This is a genomic window from Yersinia antarctica (assembly GCF_056636475.1).
The window spans coordinates 3,745,882-3,758,481 of the sequence record NZ_JBSJQF010000001.1 but is presented as its reverse complement, the minus strand read 5'-3'; the positions used below and the strand labels follow the sequence as shown (position 1 = coordinate 3,758,481).

The window sequence follows — 12,600 nt, the reverse complement described above, 5'->3', positions numbered from 1 at the left end:
AGTTAACTATCCAGCGGCTCAGCGGTTTACTTAGGCTCAATTAGCGCTTGATTTGGCCCAGCAGGAACTCAATGATTTCGCTGGTTTTAATCATCTGCTTCTCACCAATACGGCGGTTTTTATATTCCACCTCTTCGCTGTCGAGATTGCGGTCACCAATCACGATATTGTGTGGCACGCCAATCAGCTCCATATCGGCAAACATCACGCCTGGGCGTTCTTTGCGGTCATCGAGAATCACGTCAATACCATGGGAACGCAGAGTGGCATACAGCTCTTCCGCCAACTCTTTCACGCGGAAAGATTTGTGCATATTCATTGGCAAAATGGCTACCTGGAACGGTGCAATCGCATCCGGCCAAATAATGCCACGGTCGTCATGATTCTGCTCAATGGCCGCTGCTACTACACGGGATACGCCAATACCGTAACAACCCATGGTCATCACTTGGTTACGGCCATCTTCGCCCTGAACCGTGGCTTTCATCGCTTCCGAGTATTTAGTGCCTAGCTGGAAGATATGACCGACTTCAATACCACGCTTGATAAGTAATGTGCCTTTGCCATCAGGGCTGATATCGCCTTCAACCACATTACGTAAATCGGCAATTTGTGGCAGCGGTAAGTCACGCTCCCAATTAATACCAAAGTAGTGTTTGCCGTCGATATTCGCGCCAGCACCAAAATCACTCATCGCTGCCACACTGCGGTCAATCACGATTGGCAACTGCAAATTAACCGGGCCTAATGACCCTGGACCTGCGCCAATCACTGCACGAATCTCTTCTTCGCTGGCAAAGGTCAGTGGTTTGGCGACTTGTAGCAGTTTCTCTGCTTTAATCTCATTGAGTTCATGATCACCGCGAACCAGCAACGCAACCAGCTTGTGACCACTCTCTTCGTGAGCATGCACCAATAAGGTTTTCACTGTTTTCACTATTGGAAGGTTGAACTGCTCGACCAATTCAGCGATGGTTTTTGCATTCGGGGTATCAATGATACGCAGCTCTTCCGTGGCGCTAGCCCGTGGTTCACCAGGAGCCACTGCTTCAGCAAACTCAATATTAGCGGCATAATCAGAACCGGTTGAGAACACAATGTCGTCTTCGCCACTCTCGGCCAGCACTTGGAATTCATGCGATGCACTGCCACCAATTGAACCGGTATCTGCCAGAACTGCACGGAAATTCAGATCCATACGAGAGAAAATCTTACTGTAGGCCGCATACATCGCGTCGTAAGTTTCCTGCAACGATTCCTGAGTGGTATGGAAAGAGTAAGCATCTTTCATCAGGAACTCGCGAGCACGCATCACGCCGAAACGTGGGCGAACTTCATCACGAAACTTAGTCTGGATTTGGAAAAAATTCAGCGGCAACTGTTTGTAAGAGTTGATCTCACCGCGAATCAGGTCAGTAATTACTTCTTCATGAGTTGGACCGAGCACAAAAGGGCGTTCGCCGCGATCGACAAAACGCAATAGCTCAGGACCATACTGTTCCCAGCGACCACTCTCCTGCCACAAATCAGCCGGTTGTACGACGGGCATTGAAACCTCAATAGCACCGGCGTTATTCATTTCTTCGCGCACGATGTTTTCGACTTTCTTCAACACCCTAACTCCGGTCGGTAACCAGGTATAAAGACCTGATGCCAGTTTACGGATCATCCCGGCACGAAGCATCAGTTGGTGACTGATCACTTCAGCATCGGCAGGTGTCTCCTTTAGAGTGGAGAGCAGATATTGGCTAGTACGCATGATGTTTTGGTTCCATTAGCACTGCAACAAGTAGAGGCAGTCCAAAAAGTAAAAAGTGATTTAGTTTACCAGCGAGTACGGGTTGTCAAAAGAGAACTGGCTGAAATTTAGCGTGGGTCGAGCGACAACACTTCTGTTTGCTGGCCCATAACCCGCCAACGCACATTAAATTCCAGCAACAGAACCGCGTATTCACGACTTTCATTATCGTCTTTACGGTAGGCTGGGCGGGGGTCTTGTGCCAAAACCTGGCTGATAAAACGCCGCAAATGTGGATAACGCGTCTGCTGCTGTACTAACTGTTGCTCAGCGGTGGCGGAGAAACACACCGGCATACCTGCATCTGGGGCTGTCTGCGCAAAACCAGCGCGCGCCAGTGGTTGGCTCTCTGCAAAAGGCAGATAGGGTTTAATGTCAATCACCGGGGTACCATCAACCAGATCCAGACTACCCAACTCCAGAATCACCTCTGCGCCCTGGCAACGTATCCCTTTCAGCTCAATCAACGACATGCCGATAGGATTTGGCCGGAAAGTGGAGCGAGTGGCAAATACGCCCATCCGTGTATTACCGCCTAAACGTGGCGGGCGAACCGTCGGACGCCAACCCCCCGCCATGGTTTGATGGAAAACGAACATCACCCATACATGACTGAAGTCAGATAACCCACGCACGGCTTCCGGCTGATTATAGGGAGCCACTAACTGTAACTCACCACCGCCATCTTCAATTAGACCGGGCTGTCTTGGCACCGCAAACTTTTCTTTATAGGGTGAGCGAATCACCCCGATCTGATTGAAGGAAAATACACTCATTTTGATGAAACGTTCAGTGCAGAACCTTGGCACACCGCTTGTTGATAGCAGCCAGGAACGCCACTTTGTATTTCACATCCGTGTAGCAGCACCGCATTGGCTTTCATATAAGAAGCACGGGTCTGCATTCTCTTACGGGCGGTGGCGATACTGGCTGGAGAGTCTTGAACGGTAGATTGGCAAGACTCACCGGATACTTCGCCTAAGTCGCGGAAAGGCTTGCCAACAAGTTCTTCAGCACTTTTATAAAGTTTTACCGGTGCCGGACGAGGGGCTGCCGTTGGGCTGGGTTTAGTCACCGGAGGTGGTTGCTTAACCGGACTTTCTGTGGTGGATGGCTTTGATTGAAGCATGGAGCATCCAGTTAGCGAAAGTGCTAACAGACACAGAGGTAACGCACGCATAGAGATTCCTCAGCCTTTTTTATTTAAGAGGCGCTATTGAAGCAATCTATGATGCAAATAACAAGACGGGCCATGGCCCGTCTTGCAATATATTTAGCAAACACTGATTTTAGCTAACGCCATATTCAGCAAAATAGCCAATTAACACTTACCAGCCTTTTACTGCACCACCGTTGAATGCTTTGTTTGCTGCATCGTAAACTTCATCAGACTGATATGCCTGAACGAATTTCTTCACGTTTTCCGCATCTTTATTGTCTTCGCGGGCTACGATCAGATTGACGTAAGGTGACTCTTTATCTTCCACGAATAAGCCATCTTTAGCAGGTGTTAAGCCAATCTGGCTGGCGTAGGTGGTATTGATAATCGCCAAGGCGATTTGTTGGTCATCCAAAGAACGTGGTAACTGAGGGGCTTCCAGTTCAACCAGTTTCAGGTTTTTAGGATTCTCAACCACATCCAACACGGTTGGCAGCAGACCAACGCCGTCTTTCAGTTTAATCAGACCCACTTTTTGCAGCAGCAACAGAGAACGGCCCAGATTGGTCGGGTCATTTGGCAGTGCAACCTGAGAACCTGGTTGTAACTCTTCCAATGATTTGATTTTCTTAGAGTAACCAGCAATTGGATAAACGAATGAGTTACCCACAGACACTAACTTGTAGCCACGATCTTTAATTTGCTGATCCAGATAAGGCTTGTGCTGGAAGGCATTCAGGTCAATATCACCTTTGCTCAATGCTTCGTTTGGCAATACATAGTCGTTAAAGGTAACCAGTTCAACATCCAGACCATATTTATCTTTTGCCACTTTTTGAGCAACTTCAGCAACTTGTTGCTCGGCACCCACAATGACACCAACTTTAATGTGGTTTGGATCTTTCTCTGCCGGGCCGCAACCCACCAGAGCTAAGGTACCAATCAGTGCACTGACTGCCGCGATAGATTTGAATTTTAAAGACATATCCCTTCCTCTATAGACATTCGTTAAGATGCGCCGCTGTGTGAGGCAGTCGCTATACCCTTGGTACTTGGCGCTGCAGGGTTGTTAGCAACTTTCACTTACCCGAATCACTTACTTGAATAAGCTTATCGGGATATGTTCGCTTGCCGCCTACCTGCAACATCAATTCCTTTGGGTAATTGATGTGTTAAGAACTATTTGTGGGTAACGGCTTTTACGATCCGATCGCCACTGAACTGAATCAGGTAAACCAAAATTACTAATAATACTAATACAGTATTCATTACCGTGGCGTTATAGCCAATGTAACCATACTGATAACCGATCTGGCCTAAGCCACCGGCACCGACTGCACCACCCATCGCGGAATAACCGACCAGGGTAATTAATGTAATAGTGGCGGCATTCACCAAGCCGGGTAGGGCTTCGGGCAACAACACCTTTTTAATAATTTGCATTGGGGTCGCTCCCATCGCACGGGCAGCCTCAACCAAACCAGATGGAATCTCTAGTAGGGCATTCTCCACCATACGAGCAATAAAGGGGGCTGCACCGACCGTTAGTGGCACAATCGCCGCCTGTAACCCAATCGATGTACCGACAATCATTCGAGTGAATGGAATCATCCACACCAATAAGATAATAAAAGGTATGGAACGGAAAATATTCACAACTCCAGACAGGGTGCGGTAAATCTTATTGTTAGCGATAATTTGCCCTGGGCGGGTGACATACAGCAGCACCCCAACCGGTAGCCCTAGCACAAAGCCAAAGAAACCAGACACAAAAGTCATCATTAGAGTTTCCCAGACGCCTCGGCCCATTAACCACATCATTGCCTCAGACATAACCCAGAACCTCTACTTTTACATGATGATCTTGCAAAAACTTGATGGCAGCGAGGCCATCCTGATCGTCGCCATGCAGCTCTGCTAACATGACACCAAACTTAACGCCACCGGCATAATCCATCTGCGAACTGAGAATCCCGATATCAATATTGAAACGGCGCACCGCTTGTGAAATGAGTGGTGCGTCAACGGACTGACCGGTGAACTCCAATTTCAGCAGTGGAACGCGATCTGCAGTTGGTTCCTGCGTCATACGCTGGGCGTAATCTTCTGGAATATCCAAATGGAGTGTTGATTGGATAAATTGTTGCGCCAGCGGAGTTTTCGGATGCGAGAACACTTCACTGACACTGTCTTTCTCAATCAATTTGCCTTCACTTATTACAGCAACCTGATCACAGATGCGTTTCACCACATCCATTTCATGAGTAATAAGCAAAATAGTCAGCCCCAGACGACGATTAATGTCCTTAAGTAGCTCCAGAATCGAACGAGTGGTTGCCGGGTCTAATGCGCTGGTGGCTTCATCGCACAACAAGACTTTTGGATTACTGGCTAAAGCACGCGCGATAGCAACACGCTGCTTCTGACCGCCCGACAAGTTAGCCGGGTAAGCATCTTGCTTATCCGCTAAACCGACCAGATCCAACAGTTCGGTAACTCTCTTCTTTATATCTGCGCGTGACGTGTTATCCAGCTCAAGAGGCAACGCAATATTGCCATACACCGTGCGAGATGACAGTAAATTGAAATGCTGAAAAATCATGCCGATTTGACGACGCGCGCGCGTCAGTTCACCTTCAGATAAGGTTGTCAGATCTTGCCCATCAACCAGAACCTGGCCGCTGGTAGGGCGCTCTAACATATTGGCACAGCGAATCAGTGTACTTTTACCCGCACCTGATGCACCGATAACGCCATAAATTTGTCCAGCAGGGACGTGTAGACTCACGTCTGTAAGTGCGGTAATAGTGTGCGAACCCTGTTGGAACACTTTGCTGATGTGAGAAAGTTTAATCATATTATTCTTATTTTATCGTCGTTTCCGTGGCTAGATAAAAAGTAAACTTCAGCGGAACCAAAGTATAGATTGGATGTTAAGGCGTCTAGACGGCCAAGTCAACTGGCAACACCGATTCTCTTCCATTCTCAATCGGTAATGAAACATGCGATACTAGTGGGGTTTACAGCCCTCAGGAGCAGATAAGTGACTCAGCCCGTCCCCGCAATATTTTTAGATCGTGATGGTACAATTAATGTTGATCACGGTTATGTCCACGAAATTGATAACTTCCAGTTTATAGACGGTGTTATTGATGCTTGTCGTGAATTGAAAGAAATGGGTTTCGCTTTGGTATTGGTAACCAATCAATCAGGTATTGCACGCGGTATGTTTACCGAAGAGCAATTTGTAAGTCTCACCGAGTGGATGGATTGGTCTCTGGCTGACCGTGGTGTTGACCTGGACGGCATCTACTTCTGTCCGCATCACCCCGATGGCAGTGTAGCGGAGTTCAGTGAAACATGTGAATGCCGTAAACCGCTGCCTGGCATGTTACTGCAAGCACAAAGCGAATTGAACATTGATATGGCTTCTTCTTATATGGTTGGTGACAAAATTGAAGATATGCAGGCAGCATTAGCGGCTAATGTCGGCACTAAAGTGTTAGTTCGCACTGGTAAGCCTGTTAGCGCAGAAGGAGAGGCGCTAGCTGATTGGGTGCTAAATAGTCTGGCTGACCTGCCAAAAGCGATAAAAACGCGTCATAAGTAGTCTTTGCGTTCAAATAATCAGCAGTTGGAAAAAACTTTAAGATAAACCCTTGCCATTCTGAGGCGGCTCCCTATAATGCGCATCCATCGACACGGCGCTGTGAGCAACTTCACAGAGTGGCCGGGAAGAACAGAGAAAATTAACTGATTAAGTGGTTGACTCTGTACCGGGAAAGCGTATTATCTGCCTCCCGCGTTACCGTAAGATTCGCCGAAAGGCAAACGGGTAACGAACGCTCTTTAACAATTTATCAGACAATCTGTGTGGGCACTCGCAAGACGATATCGAAGCCTGTTTCGGCAGGCAGAAGAAATATCAAAGTCTTGAAGAGTGACCAAAGCAGTACACATTTGAACTTCGGTTCGAATGCTTATTTGCAGAAAGTAATCTTTGAGCATCGCTGCTTTTATTAGCAGCAAATCAAACAAATCTTAAATTGAAGAGTTTGATCATGGCTCAGATTGAACGCTGGCGGCAGGCCTAACACATGCAAGTCGAGCGGCAGCGGGAAGTAGTTTACTACTTTGCCGGCGAGCGGCGGACGGGTGAGTAATGTCTGGGAAACTGCCTGATGGAGGGGGATAACTACTGGAAACGGTAGCTAATACCGCATGACCTCGCAAGAGCAAAGTGGGGGACCTTAGGGCCTCACGCCATCGGATGTGCCCAGATGGGATTAGCTAGTAGGTGGGGTAATGGCTCACCTAGGCGACGATCCCTAGCTGGTCTGAGAGGATGACCAGCCACACTGGAACTGAGACACGGTCCAGACTCCTACGGGAGGCAGCAGTGGGGAATATTGCACAATGGGCGCAAGCCTGATGCAGCCATGCCGCGTGTGTGAAGAAGGCCTTCGGGTTGTAAAGCACTTTCAGCGAGGAGGAAGGCAGTCGTGTTAATAGCACGGTTGATTGACGTTACTCGCAGAAGAAGCACCGGCTAACTCCGTGCCAGCAGCCGCGGTAATACGGAGGGTGCAAGCGTTAATCGGAATTACTGGGCGTAAAGCGCACGCAGGCGGTTTGTTAAGTCAGATGTGAAATCCCCGCGCTTAACGTGGGAACTGCATTTGAAACTGGCAAGCTAGAGTCTTGTAGAGGGGGGTAGAATTCCAGGTGTAGCGGTGAAATGCGTAGAGATCTGGAGGAATACCGGTGGCGAAGGCGGCCCCCTGGACAAAGACTGACGCTCAGGTGCGAAAGCGTGGGGAGCAAACAGGATTAGATACCCTGGTAGTCCACGCTGTAAACGATGTCGACTTGGAGGTTGTGCCCTTGAGGCGTGGCTTCCGGAGCTAACGCGTTAAGTCGACCGCCTGGGGAGTACGGCCGCAAGGTTAAAACTCAAATGAATTGACGGGGGCCCGCACAAGCGGTGGAGCATGTGGTTTAATTCGATGCAACGCGAAGAACCTTACCTACTCTTGACATCCACAGAACTTAGCAGAGATGCTTCGGTGCCTTCGGGAACTGTGAGACAGGTGCTGCATGGCTGTCGTCAGCTCGTGTTGTGAAATGTTGGGTTAAGTCCCGCAACGAGCGCAACCCTTATCCTTTGTTGCCAGCACGTAATGGTGGGAACTCAAGGGAGACTGCCGGTGATAAACCGGAGGAAGGTGGGGATGACGTCAAGTCATCATGGCCCTTACGAGTAGGGCTACACACGTGCTACAATGGCAGATACAAAGTGAAGCGAACTCGCGAGAGCAAGCGGACCACATAAAGTCTGTCGTAGTCCGGATTGGAGTCTGCAACTCGACTCCATGAAGTCGGAATCGCTAGTAATCGTAGATCAGAATGCTACGGTGAATACGTTCCCGGGCCTTGTACACACCGCCCGTCACACCATGGGAGTGGGTTGCAAAAGAAGTAGGTAGCTTAACCTTCGGGAGGGCGCTTACCACTTTGTGATTCATGACTGGGGTGAAGTCGTAACAAGGTAACCGTAGGGGAACCTGCGGTTGGATCACCTCCTTACCTAACGATACGCATTGCGTAGTGTCCACACAGATTGTCTGATGAATGTAAATGAGCAAGAGCACCTGTTGATGAGGGTGATGATTGTGCAATAAGACCTCGGTATCGAGTTTTTACTGCATCAGTCGTTCGAATGTGTCACCACATTCTCACCTTTACACAAAAATACTGAATCAGTGATTCAGTAGAAATTTTTGTGTCCCCATCGTCTAGAGGCCTAGGACACTGCCCTTTCACGGCTGTAACAGGGGTTCGAATCCCCTTGGGGACGCCACGCCGATAATGTGTGAAAGACATTATCAACTGAATATCTTAAAGATGACTTTAACGAGTCGTGTTTAAGATATTGCTCTTTAACAATCTGGAACAAGCTGAAAATTGAAACATTACAGCTGAAATTTATCTCTCCGTAGATGTACTGAGATAAAGAGTAACCTGTAATAGAGTCTCTCAAATAATCGCAATGCCAATGGGTAATCATTGTTGCAGTGTGAGCGAGAAGACACTCAGCAAGGCGTACAGCGCACAGCAACCGGAGTGAACTTAACGTTCATGAGGATTGCGCGCACTGCACAACATAGCAGAGTGTGTTCACAGCCACACCAATAACGAAAAACACCTTTGGGTTGTGAGGTTAAGCGACTAAGCGTACACGGTGGATGCCTAGGCAGTCAGAGGCGATGAAGGGCGTGCTAATCTGCGAAAAGCGTCGGTAAGCTGATATGAAGCGTTACAACCGACGATACCCGAATGGGGAAACCCAGTGCAATTCGTTGCACTATTGCATGGTGAATACATAGCCATGCAAGGCGAACCGGGGGAACTGAAACATCTAAGTACCCCGAGGAAAAGAAATCAACCGAGATTCCCCCAGTAGCGGCGAGCGAACGGGGAAGAGCCCAGAGTCTGAATCAGTTTGTGTGTTAGTGGAAGCGTCTGGAAAGTCGCACGGTACAGGGTGATAGTCCCGTACACCAAAACACACTTGCTGTGAACTCGATGAGTAGGGCGGGACACGTGACATCCTGTCTGAATATGGGGGGACCATCCTCCAAGGCTAAATACTCCTGACTGACCGATAGTGAACCAGTACCGTGAGGGAAAGGCGAAAAGAACCCCGGCGAGGGGAGTGAAATAGAACCTGAAACCGTGTACGTACAAGCAGTGGGAGCCTACTTTGTTGGGTGACTGCGTACCTTTTGTATAATGGGTCAGCGACTTATATTTTGTAGCAAGGTTAACCGAATAGGGGAGCCGTAGGGAAACCGAGTCTTAACTGGGCGTCTAGTTGCAAGGTATAGACCCGAAACCCGGTGATCTAGCCATGGGCAGGTTGAAGGTTGGGTAACACTAACTGGAGGACCGAACCGACTAATGTTGAAAAATTAGCGGATGACTTGTGGCTGGGGGTGAAAGGCCAATCAAACCGGGAGATAGCTGGTTCTCCCCGAAAGCTATTTAGGTAGCGCCTCGTGAACTCATCTTCGGGGGTAGAGCACTGTTTCGGCTAGGGGGTCATCCCGACTTACCAAACCGATGCAAACTCCGAATACCGAAGAATGTTATCACGGGAGACACACGGCGGGTGCTAACGTCCGTCGTGAAGAGGGAAACAACCCAGACCGCCAGCTAAGGTCCCAAAGTCATGGTTAAGTGGGAAACGATGTGGGAAGGCATAGACAGCCAGGATGTTGGCTTAGAAGCAGCCATCATTTAAAGAAAGCGTAATAGCTCACTGGTCGAGTCGGCCTGCGCGGAAGATGTAACGGGGCTAAACCATGCACCGAAGCTGCGGCAGCGACGCTTAGGCGTTGTTGGGTAGGGGAGCGTTCTGTAAGCCGTTGAAGGTGACCTGTGAGGGTTGCTGGAGGTATCAGAAGTGCGAATGCTGACATAAGTAACGATAATGCGGGTGAAAAACCCGCACGCCGGAAGACCAAGGGTTCCTGTCCAACGTTAATCGGGGCAGGGTGAGTCGACCCCTAAGGCGAGGCTGAAAAGCGTAGTCGATGGGAAACAGGTTAATATTCCTGTACTTGGTGTTACTGCGAAGGGGGGACGGAGAAGGCTAGGCTAGCCGGGCGACGGTTGTCCCGGTTTAAGCATGTAGGCGGAGTGACTTGGTAAATCCGGTTGCTTATCAACGCTGAGGTGTGATGACGAGCCACTACGGTGGTGAAGTAGTTGATGCCAAGCTTCCAGGAAAAGCCTCTAAGCATCAGGTAACATTAAATCGTACCCCAAACCGACACAGGTGGTCAGGTAGAGAATACTCAGGCGCTTGAGAGAACTCGGGTGAAGGAACTAGGCAAAATGGTGCCGTAACTTCGGGAGAAGGCACGCTGGCATTAGGTAATGGGACTTGCTCCCGGCGCCGAAGCCAGTCGCAGATACCAGCTGGCTGCAACTGTTTAATAAAAACACAGCACTGTGCAAACACGAAAGTGGACGTATACGGTGTGACGCCTGCCCGGTGCTGGAAGGTTAATTGATGGGGTCAGCCGCAAGGCGAAGCTCTTGATCGAAGCCCCAGTAAACGGCGGCCGTAACTATAACGGTCCTAAGGTAGCGAAATTCCTTGTCGGGTAAGTTCCGACCTGCACGAATGGCGTAATGATGGCCAGGCTGTCTCCACCCGAGACTCAGTGAAATTGAACTCGCTGTGAAGATGCAGTGTACCCGCGGCAAGACGGAAAGACCCCGTGAACCTTTACTATAGCTTGACACTGAACATTGAGCCTTGATGTGTAGGATAGGTGGGAGGCATCGAAGTGTGGACGCCAGTCTGCATGGAGCCAACCTTGAAATACCACCCTTTAATGTTTGATGTTCTAACTCGGCCCCGTGATCCGGGGTGAGGACAGTGTCTGGTGGGTAGTTTGACTGGGGCGGTCTCCTCCCAAAGAGTAACGGAGGAGCACGAAGGTTAGCTAATCACGGTCGGACATCGTGAGGTTAGTGCAAAGGCATAAGCTAGCTTGACTGCGAGAGTGACGGCTCGAGCAGGTACGAAAGTAGGTCTTAGTGATCCGGTGGTTCTGAATGGAAGGGCCATCGCTCAACGGATAAAAGGTACTCCGGGGATAACAGGCTGATACCGCCCAAGAGTTCATATCGACGGCGGTGTTTGGCACCTCGATGTCGGCTCATCACATCCTGGGGCTGAAGTAGGTCCCAAGGGTATGGCTGTTCGCCATTTAAAGTGGTACGCGAGCTGGGTTTAGAACGTCGTGAGACAGTTCGGTCCCTATCTGCCGTGGGCGTTGGAAGATTGAGAGGGGCTGCTCCTAGTACGAGAGGACCGGAGTGGACGAATCACTGGTGTTCGGGTTGTCATGCCAATGGCATTGCCCGGTAGCTAAATTCGGAAGAGATAACCGCTGAAAGCATCTAAGCGGGAAACTTGCCTCGAGATGAGTCTTCCCTGGGGCTTTAAGCCCCCTGAAGGAACGTTAAAGACTATGACGTTGATAGGCTGGGTGTGTAAGTGCAGCGATGCATTGAGCTAACCAGTACTAATGATCCGTGAGGCTTAACCTTACAACACCAAAGGTGTTTTAGATTTGAGAGATAGAAATTTTCAGCGAAGTTCCGAGATTGGGCTGACTGGCTGTGTGCAGGATTGCATAGCGGGTTAGTTTAGACAGAATTTGCCTGGCGGCCATAGCGCGGTGGTCCCACCTGATCCCATGCCGAACTCAGAAGTGAAACGTCGTAGCGCCGATGGTAGTGTGGGGTCTCCCCATGCGAGAGTAGGACACTGCCAGGCATCAAACACGAGTTACCAGAGTGACATCTGGTAACTAACAAAATCGCTTAGAGCGGTTTTGCACAGCGCGGAGCGCTGGCCCTGTCAAGGGTAAGTATCGGGAAGATACGCGTAAAAGAATCGGTGGAGCGGTAGTTCAGTTGGTTAGAATACCTGCCTGTCACGCAGGGGGTCGCGGGTTCGAGCCCCGTCCGTTCCGCCACTTATTGCAAAACCCTGGATCTCTGATTCAGGGTTTTTTGCATTGTAATTTTTATATATTGTTGATCTGCTAGATATATTTCTGCG

7 protein-coding genes, 2 tRNA genes and 3 rRNA genes are annotated in these 12,600 nt (G+C 49.5%); 6 read left to right on the top strand and 6 right to left on the bottom strand.

Going from position 1 to position 12,600, the window contains the following annotated elements; all coding sequences use genetic code 11:
• Positions 1–40 precede the first annotated feature (40 nt).
• The 6 genes from proS to metN all read right to left on the bottom strand — a co-directional run bounded on the left by proS (position 41) and on the right by metN (position 5,814).
• Positions 41–1,759 carry a proline--tRNA ligase gene (gene proS, locus ACWJJO_RS17455; protein WP_083162962.1) on the bottom strand — a complete coding sequence of 573 codons (1,719 nt, stop codon included), beginning with the start codon at positions 1,757–1,759 and terminating at the stop codon, positions 41–43.
• Positions 1,760–1,866: 107 nt separating this feature from the next.
• A complete protein-coding gene (gene tsaA / locus ACWJJO_RS17450; protein ID WP_083162964.1) occupies positions 1,867–2,574 on the bottom strand; it encodes a tRNA (N6-threonylcarbamoyladenosine(37)-N6)-methyltransferase TrmO in 708 nt (235 codons plus the stop codon).
• Positions 2,571–2,978, bottom strand: coding sequence for an Rcs stress response system protein RcsF (gene rcsF / locus ACWJJO_RS17445; RefSeq protein ID WP_083162966.1), 408 nt, complete (start codon positions 2,976–2,978; stop codon positions 2,571–2,573). Before rcsF ends, tsaA begins: the two co-directional genes overlap by 4 nt.
• 148 nt (positions 2,979–3,126) lie before the next feature.
• Positions 3,127–3,942 carry a MetQ/NlpA family lipoprotein gene (locus ACWJJO_RS17440; RefSeq protein WP_042569242.1) on the bottom strand — a complete coding sequence of 272 codons (816 nt, stop codon included), beginning with the start codon at positions 3,940–3,942 and terminating at the stop codon, positions 3,127–3,129.
• A gap of 194 nt (positions 3,943–4,136) precedes the next feature.
• Positions 4,137–4,790 (bottom strand): methionine ABC transporter permease MetI, encoded by a 654-nt coding sequence (locus ACWJJO_RS17435; RefSeq protein WP_050078607.1) that lies wholly within the window; start codon positions 4,788–4,790, stop codon positions 4,137–4,139.
• The gene (metN, locus tag ACWJJO_RS17430; RefSeq protein WP_083162968.1) at positions 4,783–5,814 is read right to left on the bottom strand and encodes a methionine ABC transporter ATP-binding protein MetN; all 1,032 of its coding nucleotides are present in this window, start codon (positions 5,812–5,814) and stop codon (positions 4,783–4,785) included. Before metN ends, ACWJJO_RS17435 begins: the two co-directional genes overlap by 8 nt.
• 186 nt (positions 5,815–6,000) lie before the next feature.
• On the opposite strand from metN, the gene gmhB reads away from it, so the two are divergent.
• The 6 genes from gmhB (at position 6,001) to ACWJJO_RS17400 (ending at position 12,514) form a co-directional block, all read left to right on the top strand.
• Positions 6,001–6,567 carry a D-glycero-beta-D-manno-heptose 1,7-bisphosphate 7-phosphatase gene (gene gmhB / locus ACWJJO_RS17425; RefSeq protein ID WP_083162970.1) on the top strand — a complete coding sequence of 189 codons (567 nt, stop codon included), beginning with the start codon at positions 6,001–6,003 and terminating at the stop codon, positions 6,565–6,567.
• A 433-nt stretch (positions 6,568–7,000) separates the two neighbouring features.
• Positions 7,001–8,543: ribosomal RNA gene (locus ACWJJO_RS17420) — 16S ribosomal RNA — on the top strand.
• A gap of 198 nt (positions 8,544–8,741) precedes the next feature.
• A tRNA-Glu gene (locus ACWJJO_RS17415) sits at positions 8,742–8,817 on the top strand.
• Positions 8,818–9,175: 358 nt separating this feature from the next.
• Positions 9,176–12,083, top strand: a 23S ribosomal RNA gene (locus tag ACWJJO_RS17410).
• 113 nt (positions 12,084–12,196) lie between these two features.
• A 5S ribosomal RNA gene (rrf, locus tag ACWJJO_RS17405) occupies positions 12,197–12,312 on the top strand.
• The 16S, 23S and 5S rRNA genes sit together here with 2 tRNA genes alongside, the layout of an rRNA operon.
• A gap of 125 nt (positions 12,313–12,437) precedes the next feature.
• A tRNA-Asp gene (locus tag ACWJJO_RS17400) sits at positions 12,438–12,514 on the top strand.
• Positions 12,515–12,600 lie beyond the last annotated feature (86 nt).

What these genes read in the sequence shown, in the direction of transcription:
- ACWJJO_RS17435 (WP_050078607.1), bottom strand. Translation starts at nt 4,790, where the DNA reads ATGTCTGAGGCAATGATGTGGTTAATGGGCCGAGGCGTCTGGGAAACT.
- ACWJJO_RS17440 (WP_042569242.1), bottom strand. Translation starts at nt 3,942, where the DNA reads ATGTCTTTAAAATTCAAATCTATCGCGGCAGTCAGTGCACTGATTGGT.
- rcsF (WP_083162966.1), bottom strand. Translation starts at nt 2,978, where the DNA reads ATGCGTGCGTTACCTCTGTGTCTGTTAGCACTTTCGCTAACTGGATGC.
- proS (WP_083162962.1), bottom strand. Translation starts at nt 1,759, where the DNA reads ATGCGTACTAGCCAATATCTGCTCTCCACTCTAAAGGAGACACCTGCC.
- tsaA (WP_083162964.1), bottom strand. Translation starts at nt 2,574, where the DNA reads ATGAGTGTATTTTCCTTCAATCAGATCGGGGTGATTCGCTCACCCTAT.
- metN (WP_083162968.1), bottom strand. Translation starts at nt 5,814, where the DNA reads ATGATTAAACTTTCTCACATCAGCAAAGTGTTCCAACAGGGTTCGCAC.